The following is a 15,739-nucleotide window of genomic DNA, read 5'->3' on the forward strand; positions in this document are numbered from 1 at the left end:
GTGGTGGCCTGCTTATGCAGCTTGATGTCCATGAACCTGCTCCCAAATGAATTGCTGTAGAAGCTCTCTGGCTGCCAGCAGAGGATAACTCCTATAGCTCATTTGATCATCCGGGACCCTACAGTTAAGGCGGCGAAATAATTCGCCGCCTTAAGCTTATGGCTCCCGTGAGCCGCCCAGCAGGCCACCACCCAGGAGCCCACCGGTCACGCCATCCACGGTACCCGTGACACCGCCCAAGAGCCCACCCTGGTCTCCTCCGAGCAGCCCGCCTTCTTCGCCGCTCAGGAGACCGCCGGTCACGCCATCGACGGTGCCGGTCACTCCTCCGAGCAGGCCGCCATCGCCGCCCAGCAGGCCGCCGGTCACGCCATCGACGGTACCGGTTACCCCACCGAGGAGGCCACCATCGCCGCCCAGCAGTCCACCTTCACCGCCCAGCAGGCCGCCGGTCACGCCATCGACGGTGCCGGTTACCCCACCGAGGAGGCCACCCTCGCCGCCCAGCAGTCCACCTTCACCGCCCAATAGGCCGCCGGTCACGCCATCGACGGTGCCGGTCACTCCACCGAGGAGCCCACCATCGCCGCCCAGCAGGCCACCTTCACCGCCCAATAGGCCGCCGGTCACGCCATCGACGGTGCCGGTTACCCCACCGAGGAGGCCACCCTCGCCATTCAGCAGATCACCGGTCAACCCACCGAGAAGACCACCATCATTGCCCAACAAGCCACCAAGCAAGCCGGCTTCGCTGCCGAGGAGTCCGCCCTCTCCCCCCAGCAGGCCATCCAACAGGCCGTCGCCCAGCAGGTCAGTGCCCTCGCCTGCCGTCAGCAGCCCCCCCAGGTCGCCTACCAGGTTGCCCGTACCGGTGACCGTGCCGCCCAGGCCGGCAAGCAGCGGATCCGACCCTCCCAGGGTGTCGCCAAGCCCGATCACCACGCCCCCAACCTGACCCAGCAGGTCATTGGCCACCGGCCCCACGATCAAGGCGTCGCCAAGGTGCTGCGTGGTTCCCTCGACGGAGGCTAGGACCGGACGAACGACCGCGCTCAACTCACGGGTCAGGCCGGCCAGATGGCCATCCTCGGCCGTCAGCGTCAGAGTCAACACATCGCCAACATGGGTCACGGTCGCCCCAAGCTCGCCGACGGTCTTGCCGAGCGTGGTCACCAGCCCGGTCGACGCATCGACCTGCATCAGCACGGGCAGGGTATTGAGTGACTCGACGGTAGCCCCGAGGGCCCCTACGGCTCGGCCCGTATCGGAGACGGCGCCGGTGGCTCCGGCCAGGGTGGTACCCAAGGCATTGTCATTCTCGGAAAAGCTGCCCAGGCCATCATTCAACCCGGAGGAAAGGCTATTGACACCATCGCCCAGGTGCACCAGCACCTGGCCCGTGCCATCGGTGACGCCACCCACCAGAGGAACTTCCTGCTGGCTCAGGCCATCACCCAGTACCTTGACGGTATCACCAAGCCCTTGAGTGGCATCGCCGGCATCCTGTACGACCCGTTCCAGGCTCGTATCTGTCGTCTGGCCGGTATCACCGCCACCGTTATCGCCACCGCCACCGCCACCGCCACCAGTGTCCGAGCCGCCATCGGAGCCACCGCCTCCCGGAACGGTGAGGGAGCTGCTCCCGCTGCAGCCGGCGAGTGACATGGCAACCACCAGGGCGGCCAGAGGAAATAGACGAGTTCCCTTCGTACTCATTATCGCTTACCTCACTCACGCAATTATTTAAGTTTTTCCTGTGAGGCAAGCGTAAGCCGCCCTTCTGCCATTCAGAAAGGCACGGGACACGAAGTGAGGACATGGCTTACATGACACTGCAAAATGGGACTACACCGCCATTCACAACCCGGCAATGGCAGTTATTTATTGAAGAGCATCAAATAACCAGCATCCAATTGCTTTGCAGTTCCGGTCATCACCGCGAGAGCATCAAACCCCGCCATCGACCGACATACCGGAACTCTCTTTATGGGCGGAATCTGCCAGGGGCGTGACGAAAGACGATGAATGGATATCAGGCTCCCGACCGGCACCGGCCCACTCCCGATACCGCTATCAGCGCCGAAATCCGTGCCGCCGAACTGTGGCTGGACAGCACCAAGGCCCAGCCCAATACCATCCGCGAGCTCGCCGCCTACCTGGGCTACTCGGAATCACATATACGACGCCACTTCCTTTGCGCCTTTGGCATGGGCCCCGGCCGCTATCGCAACATCCTTCGCCTGGAACAAGCCGCCCGCCTGCTGCTGCGCAGCCGACGACGCATTATCGAGATCGCCATCCACTGTGGCTTTCGCAGCCACCCTATCTTCAGCCGCGCCTTTCAACGACACTTCGGCATCAGCCCGTCGCTATTTCGCCGACGACACCTTCGGCATACCAAGGCCCTCCGCCCACTCCCGGATGAAATGGGCGAGGTCATCCTTGGCCGCCATCCGGAAATAACGCTCTGGGCAATACGCCACTAGGGGCCCCGGAACCGGCACAGCTGACTTGTCTTGGTCAGCGCTATCATGGCCATCGAGACCTCGAGCCCCAGGACACGGTGCTGGTACTAGCGGATGATCCCGCCGTCACCCCCAGGGCCCGTCAACGCATCGATCTCGGCCTGCCAGTCCACGCCTCTCGCCCCTGGCCACCGAGCCCCTGTTATCACCGCCTCAGCTCCCCCGAGACCCTGGCCGCCTCGATCGCCTTCGATGACCCATCACGACTCCCCCTAGTACACGCCTACCTGCTCGATCGCTGGCTACCGAGCCAGCCGTTAAGCTATCTCGGTGAGCCGGTGCGGGTGATTCAGCGAGCCAGGGGCTCACCCCGCTACACGCTGGTGCTTCCCCTGAGGCCTCGGTCTCGCTGAATCGAGCCTATCGATCGGGCATAAAAACAAGCCCCCCCGCCGAGGCGGGGGGGCTTGAATCAGGCAGGATGCCTGCCGCAACACACCGGGATGCCAGTGTACTGCCAGTACAAGCCTTACTTGTACATGGAACGCTCGAACATGCGGTTCATCTCTTCGCGGTTCTGCTGAGACATCTGCAGGGCCGCCTGAGCGTCACGCTGAGCCTGGTTGGCGGTGTTCTGAGCCTGGGTGGCGATGCTGCGAGCCTCGGCGGCGTCGGCCTGAGCGGACTCGGCGGTCATGCGAACTTCTTCCAGGGCGCTGGTAGAAGCACAGCCGGCCAGGACGGCCAGGGAGGCTGCAGCAGCGGTCAGCTTCAGAGTGCTCTTGAGGGTCATAACGTTCTCCTTGAGGGTCTTCCTTGGTTTAGCCCGGGGTGGACGGGATACGCCTCCCCGGGCAGATCTGCTTGCCACCGAAGCGAGATTCTCGCCTTCCACTTCGGCCAGCGCGACCGGGACGGTCAAGCCGTCTTAGTCAAACGCCGTTTTATTATAGACCTAGTGCCTTTGTCTACTACAGAAGATCTTGGTTTCACGTTCCTTAGCCTAGCGGATCACTACCCGCGTGCCAATGTCGACCAGTTGCGACAAGCGCTCGATCTGCTCGTTGGTCACCGCCACGCAACCCTGGGTCCAGTGGTACTGCCGATGAAAGGCAGGGTCTCCCTGCCCCAGGCCATGAATGCCGATATCCCCGCCGAGGATGGTGTCCTGAGGGGGGCGACCGTGGCGTCGCAAATAGGCGTAATAGTCATCGTACTCCTGCTGGCTCATGATCCCGGCCTCGAGCGCATCGCGGGCATGCCAGGGCGTCGGATAATCGAGCCCCAGGAAGATATGGAAGCGACTGTCGAAGTTGAAGCGATCGACACGGAACTCACCGCTGGGCGTCTGACGATCGCCCCGGGTGCGAATGGGCGCGACCCCGGCCCGCCCCAGGGCGATCGGCTGCATCCGCTCCAGCTCACGATCCCCGCGGTAGACATAGAGGGTCGCGCTGCGATCGTCCACCAGCAGCCAGAGCTCGTTGGCATGACGGGGGGCGAAACGCGGGTCCAGGTCGTCGAGACCGGCCAGCGCGGGAGACGCCGACAGGGCAAACAGGCCCACCACGGCGGCGAAACGTAGGAGGTAGCGCATTCGAGGTTCTCTTGCGGCATCGAAACGGACTCGGGGCCTCGCGCCCGAGCGGAATTCACGCCTATGCTACCCATTCCCCGCGCTCAGTTCACCCCACCTCGGCCCCTCCGGGGGAAACGACAAAGTGGTTATTGAGCAGCCGCGTCTTCCCCGACAGCACCATCTCGGTCTCGTCGTAGGCGAAGGTCTCGATCGCCTCGCGAGCGTTGGCCAGGGGCCGGTGCTCATGGATCAGGGCCGCGGCACAGCGCTCGCGCATGGTGTAGTAGACCACCCCGATGCTGTAGCAGAGCACCTCCTGCTCACCCAGCTTGGCGAGCCAGCGCTCGCGGGCCTCATGATGTGCGATGGCATAGTTCACGTTGCGTGACTCGCCGATATAGATCAACCGATGCAGCGAATACTCGTCGCTGGCCTCATCGTACTCCCCCCCATAGACGCAGAAGACCCCGCCATCATTGGGGATCTCCGTGCGGTCGGCATCCCGCCAATAGCCAAGCAACTCCAGCGAAAGATACTGTCTCGACATGACGCTCTCCTTAGGCACCCCGATGCGCTGGGTGCCATGCTGACGGTCCCGGGCGGGCACTCACCCTTATCCCAGCAAAGCTTGGCCAATTGCGCCAGCCCGCCCCTCAACCCTGCGGAAACGCCGCCGCCCGAGGGCGGCGGCGAGAGCGATCATGGGGAAGCCTTTGTCAGTGCAGGGTCGTCGGATCGGCCTGCGCTTCCTCCTCGTCCCCCTCTACCAGATGACTGCGCGACAGGGCGTGGTCGATCATTTCCTGAGCCACCTCGAAACGGGCGCGGCGCAGCAGGTCGGCGGCCTCGGCAGAGAAGCGAATGCTCACCAGAGGCTCGCCCTCTCCCTCAGCGCTGCGCAGCACGACCTCGCCATCGGCCAGCTCGACGATTTCCAGGACTGCGGTCTCGGACACCCGAACCTCCTCAATTCGATAACAAAAGAAAGCGGCCATGGGCAACATCCATGGCCGCTATCGGTAATGCCCTTAGCCTACCATCGCCGGCCGGGCGGGACCACCACCGCGGATCGGTGGCGACGATGGGCTTGGCGGGGCACGCCGGCTCAGCCGAACAGGCCTTGGCTTCTCAGGTAATCGTCGTAGCTGCCGCTGAAGTCGATGATCCCCGACTCACTCATATCGAGGATGCGGGTGGCCAGGGAGGAGACGAATTCCCGGTCGTGGCTGACGAAGATCAGGGTCCCCGGGTAGTGCTCCAGGGCCAGGTTGAGAGCCTCGATGGACTCCATGTCCAGGTGGTTGGTGGGCTCGTCCATCAGCAGCACATTGGGCCGGGTCAGGGTCAGCTTGCCGAACAGCATGCGCCCCTGTTCGCCGCCGGAGATCACCTTGACCGACTTGTTGATATCGTCGCTGGAGAACAGCATGCGGCCCAGGGCCCCGCGGATCACCTGCTCGCCGCCGTCGGTCCATTGGGACATCCACTCGAACAGGGTGGCGTCATTGGCGAAGTCGTCGGCGTGATCCTGGGCGAAGTGGCCGAGCTCGGCGCTGTCGGTCCACTTCACGCTGCCGGCCTGGGGCAAAAGCTCCCCGGCCAGGGTCCGCAGCAGGGTGGTCTTGCCGATACCGTTGGGGCCGATGATGGCGATGCGCTCGCCGGCCTCCACGGTCATGCCGAAGCCCTCGAACAGCGGCGCCTCACCGGGGTAGCCCTGGGTCACCCCCTCCACATTGACCGCATTGCGATGGATCTTGCGAGCCTGTTCGAAGCGGATAAAGGGGCTGACCCGGCTCGAGGGCTTGATCTCCTCGAGCTTGATCTTGTCGATCTGGCGCGCCCGGGAGGTGGCCTGCTTGGCCTTGGAGGCGTTGGCCGAGAAGCGACTGACGAACTGCTGCAGCTCGGCGATCTGCGCCTTCTTCTTGGCGTTATCGGCGTGCTGGCGCTCGCGGGCGGCGGTGGCCGCGGTCATGTAGTCGTCGTAGTTGCCCGGGAAGAGCTTGATCTCGCCGTAGTCCAGGTCCGCCATATGGGTGCAGACGCTGTTCAGGAAGTGGCGGTCGTGGGAGATGATGATCATGGTGCTGTTGCGCGCCGTCAGCACCCCCTCCAGCCAGCGGATGGTGTTGATATCCAGGTGGTTGGTGGGCTCGTCGAGCAGCAGCACGTCGGGGTCGGCGAACAGCGCCTGGGCCAGCAGCACCCGCAGCTTCCAGCCCGGCGCCACCTCGCTCATGGGGCCGCCATGCTGCTCGAGGGGAATGCCGAGCCCCAGCAGCAGCTCCCCGGCGCGGGCCTCGGCGGTGTAGCCGTCGAGCTCGGCGAAGCGCACCTCCAGGTCGGCCACCGCCATGCCGTCCTCCTCGCTCATCTCGGGCAGCGCATAGATGCGCTCGCGCTCGGCGGCCACCTCCGAGAGCTCGGCATTGCCCATGATCACGGTATCGATGACCCGCTCGTTCTCGTAGGCGAACTGGTCCTGGCGCAGCTTACCCAGCCGGGCCCCCGTCTCGATCATCACCTGGCCCGAGGAGGGCTCTAGGTCGCCGCCGAGGATCTTCATAAAGGTGGACTTGCCGCAGCCGTTGGCGCCGATCAGGCCGTAGCGATGGCCGTTGCCGAACTTGATGGAGACGTTCTCGAACAGGGGCTTGGCCCCGAACTGCATGGTGATATTGGCGGTGGAGATCAAGGATAAGGGTCCGGTCGGTGCATAGGGGGCCGCGATTGTACCGGTTATGGCGGCCCGACACACCGGGGGGCGCCTTATTGCAAGACGATCGCGGCGGGAATGGCCGAGGAGCGCCCCTCAGCCACTCCAGCTGTACGAGCCCGCTACCACTCCTGGCTGGTCTCGCGCAGGGCGGGCAGCAGCGCCTTGAATTCCTTGAGGCACCCGGCGAGCTCCCGGGCCAGGGGCTCGCCGGCGCTGACGGCGATCAGGCCGCCCCCGGCCTCGCGGCGGGCCGCCCCCTCGACCCCATGCAGGGCCTCCAGGCGCGCCAAAAGCCGCGCCAGCCAGCTCTCGGGACGCTCGGCCAGGGCACGCAACTGGGTCAGCTCCGCCACCGCCTCGTCGCCACCGAGCAGTTGGCGCCAGTCGTGGTGCTCGAGGCGAGCATGCTCGGTGACCTCCCGCAGCAGCGAGTCGAGCGCCAGCTCCAGGGTCGCCAAGGCGCCCTCCTCCAGGGCGCACCGCCGCGCCTCGGCATGTTCATCGTCGTCATCCGGCGACAGCGTCAGCAGCAGCTCGGCCTGATAGAGCAATTGGTTGGTACGGCCCGCCGGGGTCATCGATGCTCGCCCTCGGAAAAGGTGACGTTCCAGACGCGAGCCTTGCCGTTCTCCTCGACCCGGGTCATTTGCGCTTGTCCTCCACCTGCCATTTGCCGCCCTCGAAGGTCGCCTTCCAGCCGCTGGCCTTGCCGTTCTCCTCGGTCATCACGTACTGGCTCTTGGTCTTGCGGGAGAAGCGGATCTGGGCCGGGCGGCCATCCGGGTCCTCGCTGGGCGCCTTGAGCAGGAAGTGATACTTCTCGGGCAGCGCCTCGGCATGGGCCTTGAGCTCGCGCACCAGGGGCGGGCGGGTCTCGCGATTCTTGGGAAACTGGCTGGCCGCCAGGAAGAGTCCGCTGGCGCCGTCGCGCAGCACATAGTGATCCTCGACCTTCTGGCAGGCCAGCTCCGGCATGGGAATCGGATCCATCTTCGGCGGCGCCACCTCGCCGCTCTTGAGCAGCTTGCGGGTGTTCTTGCACTCGCTGCTGGTGCAACCGAAGTACTTGCCGAAGCGCCCACTCTTGAGCTGCATCTCAGAGCCACACTTGTCGCACTCGATCACCGGCCCCTCGTAGCCCTTGATGCGGAACTTGCCCTGCTCCACCTCATAGCCGTCGCAGTCCGGGCTGTTGCCGCAGATATGCAGCTTGCGGGTCTCGTCGATCAGGTAGCTGTCCATGGCGGTACCGCACTTCCCACAGCGGTGCTTGGCGCGCAGCGCCTCGGTTTCGGCCTCCTCGTCGGCGTCGGCGGCCACCGCCTCCTCGCCGGGAATCAGGTCGATGGTGGTCTTGCAGCGCTCCTTGGGCGGCAGGTTATAACCGGAGCAGCCCAGGAAGACCCCGGTGGACGCGGTGCGGATCTGCATCTTGCGCCCGCAGCTGGGGCAGTCGATATCGGTGGGCACCGGCTGGTTGGGGCGCATGCCCTCGTCGCTCTCGGCCCGCTCCAGCTGACGCTTGAAGTCGGCGTAGAAGGCGTCCAGCAGCTCCCGCCAGTTGCGCTCGCCCTCGGCCACCTGGTCGAGGCTGTCCTCCATGCGCGCGGTGAAGGAGAAGTCCATCAGGTCGCGGAAGGACTCGGCCAGGCGATCGGTGACGATATCGCCGAGCTTCTCCGCATAGAAGCGGCGGTTCTCCAGCTTGACGTAGCCGCGCTCCTGGATGGTGGAGATGATCGCCGCATAGGTGGAGGGGCGACCGATGCCGCGCTTCTCCAGCTCACGCACCAGGCTCGCCTCGGTGAAGCGCGCCGGCGGCTTGGTGAAGTGCTGCAGGGGGTCCAGGCTCACCAGCTCCAGCGGCGTGCCCTCGGCCAGGTCCGGCAGCGACTGGTCCTCCTGCTTGCCGGCGGGCTTCATCACCCGGGTATAGCCATCGAACTTGAGCACCCGGCCCTTGGCCTTGAGCTCATAGCCCTGGGTCTCGACGGTCAGGGTGCTGGAGAGATACTCCGCCGGGGTCATCTGGCAGGCCACGAACTGGCGCCAGATCAGCTCGTAGAGCCGCTCGGCGTCCCGCTCCATGCCGGCCAGATCGCTGGCCTTGCGAGTCACCTCGGAGGGGCGGATCGCCTCGTGGGCCTCCTGGGCGCCCTCCTTGCTGGAGTAGCGATTGGGCGACTCGGGCAGGTAGCGCGCCCCATACGCCTCGGCGATATAATCCCGAGCACTGGTCACCGCCTCCTGGGAGAGGTTGGTGGAGTCGGTCCGCATGTAGGTGATATAGCCCGCCTCGTAGAGGCGCTGGGCCAGGGTCATGGTCTTCTTCACCGAGAAGCCCAGGCGTCCACTGGCGGCCTGCTGCAGGGTCGAGGTAATAAAGGGCGCATTGGGCTTGGAGCGAGTCGGCTTGTCTTCGCGGCCGGTAATCGCCAGGCTCGCCGTTTTCAGCGCGGCGATGCGCGCCAGGGTCTCCGCCTCGGAGGTGGGACGGAAGGCCTTGCCATCCTGGCGCACCAGCTCGAAGCGGATCGGGGCCTGGCCATCGGCGGCCAAGTCGGCATGCACGTCCCAGAACTCTTCCGGCACGAAGGCGCGGATCTCCCGCTCCCGCTCGACGATCAGGCGCACCGCCACCGACTGCACGCGGCCGGCGGAGAGGCCCCGGGCGACCTTGTTCCAGAGCAGCGGCGAGACCATGAAACCCACCACCCGGTCGAGGAAGCGGCGCGCCTGCTGGGCCTCGACCCGCTCCATCTGCAGCTTGCCGGGCTCCTTGAAGGCCTCCTGGATGGCGTTCTTGGTGATCTCGTTGAACACCACCCGCTTGTAGCGGGAGGCATCGCCGCCGATGGTCTCCTTGAGGTGCCAGGCGATGGCCTCCCCCTCGCGATCCAAATCGGTGGCGAGGTAGACGGCATCGGCCTTCTCGGCCTGTTTCTTGAGCTCGGCGACCACCTTCTCCTTGCCGGGCAGCACCTCGTAATGGGCCTCCCAGTCATGTTCCGGGTCGATGCCCATGCGCCGAATCAGCTGGTCCCAGGCCTTGCGCTTCTTGTAGGCGGCCTTCTCTTCCGGCGACATCTTGCGGGTCGCCGCCGCCTGGCGGGCGCGCTCCTTGGGATCCGCGGCACCCTTGCCGGAGCCGCTGGTCGGCAGGTCACGAATATGCCCCACGCTCGACTTAACGACGAAGTCGTTGCCGAGATACTTATTGATCGTCTTGGCCTTGGCCGGTGACTCGACGATGACCAGTGACTTGCCCATAGTGCTCCACTTTCTATGTGCCCGAGACCGGAGGGTCCCGGCATCGATCCCTCGCCGAAGGGCTCTTCGACGGAAAAATGCGCTTACCCTACCCCAGGCGATCCCTTCACGCCAGGCCCGCCGCTTTCTGAACCTAGCCGCCGATGCCGGGCCGGGCAAGGAGTGCGAGGCGTCATCTCACCGTCATCAAAGCGTTACAGACTCCCTCGGCATCGCAGGGCGAGCCCCTTTTCAGCGGGCCTCGAGCATGCTCTACTGTGATGTAGTAAAAACACTACATTAAAAAATACCGGCCTGGCCCTCGTGCCCGACCTTACACTACGCCGATTCCAGAGGAGTCCTAGCATGTCGATCGCCCCCTCCCCCCTGCGCCGTACCAAGATCGTCGCCACCCTGGGTCCCGCCAGCGACCAGGAAGGCGTGCTCGAGGCGATGATCAAAGCCGGCGTCGACGTGGTTCGCCTCAACTTCTCCCATGGCTCCGCCGATGACCATCGCCGCCGCCTGCAGGCGGTGCGCGAGATCGCCGCGCGCCTCGGCAAGAGCGTCGCCGCCCTCGGCGACCTTCAGGGCCCCAAGATCCGCATCGCCCGTTTCAGCGAAGGCGCCGTGGAACTCGACGAGGGCCAGGCCTTCGTCCTCGACATGGCCATGGACACCGAGGCGGGCACCGCCGAGCGGGTCGGCTGCGACTACAAGGAACTGGCCTCCGACGTCGCGGTCGGCGACGTCCTGCTCCTCGACGACGGCCGCCTGGTGCTGGAGGTGACCCAGATCGACGGCCCCGAGGTGCATACCACCGTGACCGTCGGCGGGCGCCTGTCCAACAACAAGGGCATCAACAAGCAGGGCGGCGGCCTCTCCGCCGCGGCCCTCACCGACAAGGACAAGGCCGACCTCAAGACCGCCATCGACATCGGCGTCGACTACCTGGCGGTCTCCTTCCCGCGCAGCGCCGCCGACATGCAGGAGGCCCGCGAACTGCTCGGCGAGGCCGGCAAGGAGATCGGCCTGGTGGCCAAGGTCGAGCGCGCCGAGGCGGTGGCCGACCCGGCGACCCTGGACGGCATCATCCGCGCCTCCGAGGCGGTGATGGTGGCCCGCGGCGACCTCGGCGTGGAGATCGGCGACGCCCAGCTGATCGGCGTGCAGAAGCGCATCATCAGCCGCGCCCGCAAGCTCAACCGGGCGGTGATCACCGCCACCCAGATGATGGAGTCGATGATCAACGCGCCCCTGCCCACCCGGGCCGAGGTGTTCGACGTGGCCAACGCCGTGCTCGACGGCACCGACGCGGTGATGCTCTCCGCCGAGACCGCCGCCGGCGACTACCCGGTGGAGACCATCGAGGCGATGCACCGCCTGTGCCTGGGCGCCGAGCGCGAGCGCACCGCCCAGGAGTCGGGGCACCGCATCCACGAGGGCTTCTCGCAGATCGACGAGACGGTGGCGCTGTCGGCCATGTACGCCGCCAACCACCTGGAGGGCGTGGCCGCCATCGCCTGCATGACCGCCACCGGCTATACGCCGCTGATCGCCTCGCGCATCCGCTCCGGCCTGCCCATCATCGGCCTGGCCCATAGCCCCATCGCCCAGCGCCGCATGGCCCTCTATCGGGGCGTGGTCTCGGTGCTCTTCGACACCAGCGCCATGGACGCCACCGAGCTCAACGCCCGCGCCCTGGACGAGCTCCGGGCCCGCGGCATCACCAGCCCCGGCGACCTGGTGATCCTCACCCGCGGCGACCATATGAACGCCCACGGCGGCACCAATACCCTGAAGATCCTGACCGTCCAGTAAGCAGCGAGAGGAGGCCCCATGAGCGAATCCCGTCCCCGCCAGGCGCGCCGGCGCCGGCTCCCCGAGCGCAAGCGCATCGCCCTGATCGCCCACGACGGCAAGAAGGATGAACTGCTGGCCTGGGCCGAGCGCTGGCGCGACACCCTGGCCCAACACGAGCTGCTGGGCACCGGCACCACCGCCCGGCGGGTCGCCGAGCGGCTGGGGCTGGCGGTCGAGGGGGTGATGAGCGGCCCCCTGGGGGGCGACCAGCAGATCGGCGCGCGCATCACCGAACAGCGCCTGGACCTGCTGGTGTTCTTCTGGGACCCCTTCGCCCCCCAGCCCCATGACCCGGACGTCAAGGCGCTGCTGCGCCTGGCGGCGCTGTGGAACGTGCCGGTGGCCTGCAATATGGCCAGCGCCGACTTTCTGCTGAGTTCGCCGCGCCTGGCCGAGGCGGTCGATATCGAGATCCCCGACGCCGACGGCTGGATCAGCTCACGAAGCTCGTAGGTCGGGTACGCGAGCCTCGGTGGCGCCATGTCGGATGCGCTCGCCTGCGGCTCGCTTATCCGACCGACTCCCCGACGATCTCCACCAGCACCTCCCCCGGGGTCACCCGATCCCCCTTGACCACATGCACCGCCTCGACCCGCCCGGCCAGGCGGGCATGCACCTCGGTCTCCATCTTCATCGCCTCGGTGATCAGGATCGCCTGCCCCTCCTCGACCCGCTGACCGACGCCCACCAACACCTCGACGATGGTGCCCGGCATGGCGGTGGTGACATGCCCGGCCGTAGAGGCCCGGGCGCGGGGCGCGGCGGCCGGCGCCGGCTGACTGGCGCGGGGCTCGAAGACCACCGCCTCGGGCATGCCGTCCAGGCTCAGGTAGACCTGGCGACGCCCACCCACGTCGCGCCCCACCCCGGTGATCTGCACCTCATAGGACTCGCCGTGCACGTCGATCACGAAATCGGTGGGTGGCGCCTCGGCCACCGGGCGGCGGGCGGTGCCGGCCTCCTCCAGGGGCTCGGGCACCAGGCTGCCCTCCCGGCGCCCGACCAGGAAGTCGCGGCCGATATCGGGGAAGAGCGCGAAGGTCAGCAGGTCCTCCTCGCGCTCGGCCAGGTCGCCGATGGCCTCCCGCAAGCGCGGCAGCTCCGCCGGCAGCTGGTCCGCCGGCCGCCCCTGGGCCACCGGCTGATTGCCCACCGCGCGGCTGCGCAGGGCCTCGTCCACCGGCCCCGGCGCCCGACCATAGCCCCCCAGCAGGTAGCGCTTCACCTCATTGGTGATCGCCTTGTAACGCTCGCCGCTCAGGACGTTCATCACCGCCTGACTGGCGACGATCTGGGAGTTGGGCGTCACCAGCGGCGGATAGCCCAGCTCGGCGCGCACCCGAGGAATCTCCTCGAACACCTCCTGGATCCGCGACAGGGCGTTCTGCTCGCGCAGCTGATTGGCCAGGTTGGACATCATGCCGCCGGGAATCTGGTTGAGCTGCACGCCGATATCTTCCCGGGTGAATTCGCTCTCGAAGCGCGCGTACTTGGTGCGCACCTCGCGCAGGCCATCGCCCAGGCGGCGAATCGCCGCCAGGTCCAGACCGGTGTCCTGGGGCGTCTCCTGGAGGGCCGCCACCAGCGCCTCGCTGGCCGGATGACTGGTACCGCCGGCGAAGGCGCCGCTGCACGTATCTAGATGGCGACAGCCCGCCTCCACCGCCTTGAGGTGGCACATGGCGGCGAGCCCCGAGGTGGCGTGGGTATGCAGGTGCACCGGCACCTCCAGGGCATCCACCAGCGCCGCCACCAGCTCGTAGGTGGCGTAAGGCGTGAGCAGCCCGGCCATGTCCTTGATGGCGATGGAGTCGGCGCCCATGGCGACCAGCCGCTTGGCATCGGCGACGAAACTGGCTCGATCGTGGACCGGGCTCACCGTGTAGCAGAGCGCCGCCTGGGCATGCTTGCCGCTGGCCTTGACCGCGGCCAGGGGCACCTCCAGGTTGCGGAAGTCGTTCAGGGAGTCGAAGAGGCGGAAGATATCGATGCCCCCCGCCGCGGCCCGGGCCACGAAGGCCTCCACCACGTCGTCGGCATAATGGCGATAGCCCACCAGGTTCTGGCCGCGCAGCAGCATCTGCAGGGGCGTACGGGGCAGCGCCGCCTTGAGGCGATGCAGGCGCTCCCAGGGGTCCTCCTTGAGGAAGCGCACGCAGGCATCGAAGGTGGCCCCGCCCCACACCTCGAGGGCATGGTAGCCGATGGCATCCAGTGCCGGGCAGACCGGCAGCATGTCCTCGGTACGCAGTCGGGTGGCGATCAGCGACTGATGGCCGTCGCGCAGCACCAGCTCGGTGAGTCTTACCGGATCGGTCGTGTCAGGCATTCTCTATTGGTCCTTACAGGCCCGCATGGGCGGCGATGGCGGCGGCGATCACCAGGGCCACCTCTTCCGGGTGGCGCTTGCTCGAGTAGTCGAGCAGTTCCGGGTGGCTGGCCAGGAAGCCGGTATCGAAGCGCCCCTCGCGCAGCGCCGGATGCCGCAATATTTCCTCGTAATAGGCCGCCGTGGTCTTGACCCCCTGCAAGCGCATGTCGTCCAGGGCCCGCACCGCCCGGTTGAGGGTCTCCTCCCAGGTCATGCCCCAGACGATCAGCTTGAGGCACAGGGTATCGAAGTGGGGCGGGATCCGGTAGCCGGTATGAATGGCGGTATCGACCCGCACCCCGGGGCCGCCGGGGGCGTAATAGCGGGTCACCCGGCCGAAGGAGGGCAGGAAGTCGTTCTTGGGGTCCTCGGCATTGATGCGGCACTGGATGGCGTAGCCGTGGTGACGAATATCCTCCTGGCGGAAGGCCAGCTTGTGGCCGGCGGCGATACGGATCTGCTCGCGGACGATATCCACCCCGGTGACCGCCTCGGTGACGGTATGCTCCACCTGGATACGCGGGTTCATCTCCATGAAGTAGATCTCGTTGCCACGCACCAGGAACTCCACGGTGCCGGCGTTCTCGAAGCCCACCGCCGCGGCCGCCTGAATCGCCAGCTCGCCCATGTAGGCGCGCTGCTCCGGGGTCAGCCAGGGGCTGGGCGCCACCTCGATCAGCTTGCGATTGCGGCGTTGCAGGGAGCAGTCCCGCTCGAAGAGGTGGATCACCCCGCCGTGGCGATCCGCCAGCACCTGCACCTCGATATGCTGGGCGGTGGCGATGCACTTCTCCAGGTAGAGCTCGGCCTCGCCGCTCTCCTCGGGCAGCGTGTCCCAGGCCCGGGCCAGCTGGGTGGCATTGTCGCAGCGACGCAGGCCGCGCCCGCCGCCGCCGCGCAAGGTCTTGAGCATCACCGGGTAGCCCAGGCCGTCGGCCAGGGCCCGGGCCTCGTCGAGGCCGCCCAGGGCCGCCATGCCCCCGGGGGTAATGGGGATGCCGGCGCCATGCATGACGCGCCGCGCCGCCACCTTGTCGCCGAGGGCGGCGATGGCCTCGCTGTCGGGGCCGATAAAGACGATGCCCGCCTCGGTGCAGATCCGCGCGAACTCGGCGTTCTCGGCGAGGAAGCCGTAGCCGGGGTGGATGGCCTCGCAACCGGTCTCCCGGGCCAGGTCCACCAGGCGCCGCGGGTCCAGGTAACCGGCCAAAGGGTCGTCGCCGACGAAGTAGGCCTCGTCGGCGCGCTTGACATGCAGGGCGAAGCGGTCCGGTTCGGTATAGATGGCCACCGAGCGGATGCCCATCTCGGCGCAGGCCCGCTCGATGCGCACCGCGATCTCGCCGCGATTGGCGATCAACAACTTCGTGAACACTCAGGCCCTCCAGGGTTGCGTCCATGGCGGGCATGGGGAAGACTGTGCCCGCGGCCAGCCCGACCCCCTAACCTAGCCGGGCCAACACCAATAGAAAAGCCGAATTTTTTTTGCC

Annotated in this window: 13 protein-coding genes; 3 read left to right on the forward strand and 10 right to left on the reverse strand. The window is 66.6% G+C overall.

From position 1 onward, the window contains the following. Positions 1–156 precede the first annotated feature (156 nt). Entirely contained in the window at positions 157–1,665 is a 1,509-nt protein-coding gene (locus NFU04_RS16370; protein ID WP_285835130.1) for a collagen-like triple helix repeat-containing protein, read from the reverse strand. A 356-nt stretch (positions 1,666–2,021) separates the two neighbouring features. On the opposite strand from NFU04_RS16370, the gene NFU04_RS07490 reads away from it, so the two are divergent. After that, the gene (locus NFU04_RS07490; RefSeq protein ID WP_251308880.1) at positions 2,022–2,486 is read left to right on the forward strand and encodes a helix-turn-helix transcriptional regulator; all 465 of its coding nucleotides are present in this window, start codon (positions 2,022–2,024) and stop codon (positions 2,484–2,486) included. A gap of 508 nt (positions 2,487–2,994) precedes the next feature. Here the strand turns inward: NFU04_RS07490 and NFU04_RS07495 are convergent. From NFU04_RS07495 to topA, 7 genes are all read right to left on the reverse strand, one after another. Then, positions 2,995–3,258 (reverse strand): Lpp/OprI family alanine-zipper lipoprotein, encoded by a 264-nt coding sequence (locus NFU04_RS07495; RefSeq protein WP_146803191.1) that lies wholly within the window; start codon positions 3,256–3,258, stop codon positions 2,995–2,997. A 210-nt stretch (positions 3,259–3,468) separates the two neighbouring features. Beyond that, positions 3,469–4,062, reverse strand: coding sequence for a L,D-transpeptidase family protein (locus tag NFU04_RS07500; protein WP_251308881.1), 594 nt, complete (start codon positions 4,060–4,062; stop codon positions 3,469–3,471). 88 nt (positions 4,063–4,150) lie between these two features. Then, positions 4,151–4,591: a hypothetical protein gene (locus tag NFU04_RS07505; protein ID WP_251308882.1), complete on the reverse strand. Its 441-nt coding sequence runs from the start codon at positions 4,589–4,591 to the stop codon at positions 4,151–4,153. Between the two features lie 169 nt (positions 4,592–4,760). Next, positions 4,761–5,000, reverse strand: a complete 240-nt coding sequence (locus NFU04_RS07510; RefSeq protein WP_251308883.1) for a hypothetical protein — start codon at positions 4,998–5,000, stop codon at positions 4,761–4,763. 149 nt (positions 5,001–5,149) lie between these two features. Continuing rightward, entirely contained in the window at positions 5,150–6,742 is a 1,593-nt protein-coding gene (locus NFU04_RS07515) for an ABC-F family ATPase (protein WP_251308884.1), read from the reverse strand. 143 nt (positions 6,743–6,885) lie between these two features. Beyond that, positions 6,886–7,344, reverse strand: a complete 459-nt coding sequence (locus tag NFU04_RS07520) for a DUF6586 family protein (RefSeq protein ID WP_251308885.1) — start codon at positions 7,342–7,344, stop codon at positions 6,886–6,888. A 64-nt stretch (positions 7,345–7,408) separates the two neighbouring features. Next, positions 7,409–10,036 carry a type I DNA topoisomerase gene (topA, locus tag NFU04_RS07525; RefSeq protein WP_251308886.1) on the reverse strand — a complete coding sequence of 876 codons (2,628 nt, stop codon included), beginning with the start codon at positions 10,034–10,036 and terminating at the stop codon, positions 7,409–7,411. A gap of 345 nt (positions 10,037–10,381) precedes the next feature. On the opposite strand from topA, the gene pyk reads away from it, so the two are divergent. After that, on the forward strand, positions 10,382–11,836 hold the full coding sequence (gene pyk / locus NFU04_RS07530; RefSeq protein WP_251308887.1) for a pyruvate kinase: 1,455 nt from the start codon (positions 10,382–10,384) through the stop codon (positions 11,834–11,836). A gap of 18 nt (positions 11,837–11,854) precedes the next feature. Further along, positions 11,855–12,331 (forward strand): methylglyoxal synthase, encoded by a 477-nt coding sequence (locus tag NFU04_RS07535; protein WP_251308888.1) that lies wholly within the window; start codon positions 11,855–11,857, stop codon positions 12,329–12,331. 55 nt (positions 12,332–12,386) lie between these two features. On the opposite strand, the gene oadA is transcribed toward NFU04_RS07535, so the two are convergent. Both oadA and NFU04_RS07545 read right to left on the reverse strand, forming a co-directional pair. Further along, positions 12,387–14,207 (reverse strand): sodium-extruding oxaloacetate decarboxylase subunit alpha, encoded by a 1,821-nt coding sequence (oadA, locus tag NFU04_RS07540; protein ID WP_251308889.1) that lies wholly within the window; start codon positions 14,205–14,207, stop codon positions 12,387–12,389. 13 nt (positions 14,208–14,220) lie between these two features. Further along, entirely contained in the window at positions 14,221–15,624 is a 1,404-nt protein-coding gene (locus NFU04_RS07545) for an acetyl-CoA carboxylase biotin carboxylase subunit (protein WP_251308890.1), read from the reverse strand. Positions 15,625–15,739 lie beyond the last annotated feature (115 nt).

Source organism: Halomonas sp. NCCP-2165 (genome assembly GCF_023708045.1).
Lineage (GTDB): Bacteria > Pseudomonadota > Gammaproteobacteria > Pseudomonadales > Halomonadaceae > Bisbaumannia > Bisbaumannia pacifica.

Excerpts from the sequence above, each read along its gene's own strand:
- NFU04_RS16370 (WP_285835130.1), bottom strand. The coding sequence starts at position 1,665 with ATGTCACTCGCCGGCTGCAGCGGGAGCAGCTCCCTCACCGTTCCGGGA.
- NFU04_RS07490 (WP_251308880.1), top strand. The coding sequence starts at position 2,022 with ATGAATGGATATCAGGCTCCCGACCGGCACCGGCCCACTCCCGATACC.
- NFU04_RS07495 (WP_146803191.1), bottom strand. The coding sequence starts at position 3,258 with ATGACCCTCAAGAGCACTCTGAAGCTGACCGCTGCTGCAGCCTCCCTG.
- NFU04_RS07500 (WP_251308881.1), bottom strand. The coding sequence starts at position 4,062 with ATGCGCTACCTCCTACGTTTCGCCGCCGTGGTGGGCCTGTTTGCCCTG.
- NFU04_RS07505 (WP_251308882.1), bottom strand. The coding sequence starts at position 4,591 with ATGTCGAGACAGTATCTTTCGCTGGAGTTGCTTGGCTATTGGCGGGAT.
- NFU04_RS07520 (WP_251308885.1), bottom strand. The coding sequence starts at position 7,344 with ATGACCCCGGCGGGCCGTACCAACCAATTGCTCTATCAGGCCGAGCTG.
- topA (WP_251308886.1), bottom strand. The coding sequence starts at position 10,036 with ATGGGCAAGTCACTGGTCATCGTCGAGTCACCGGCCAAGGCCAAGACG.
- pyk (WP_251308887.1), top strand. The coding sequence starts at position 10,382 with ATGTCGATCGCCCCCTCCCCCCTGCGCCGTACCAAGATCGTCGCCACC.
- NFU04_RS07535 (WP_251308888.1), top strand. The coding sequence starts at position 11,855 with ATGAGCGAATCCCGTCCCCGCCAGGCGCGCCGGCGCCGGCTCCCCGAG.
- oadA (WP_251308889.1), bottom strand. The coding sequence starts at position 14,207 with ATGCCTGACACGACCGATCCGGTAAGACTCACCGAGCTGGTGCTGCGC.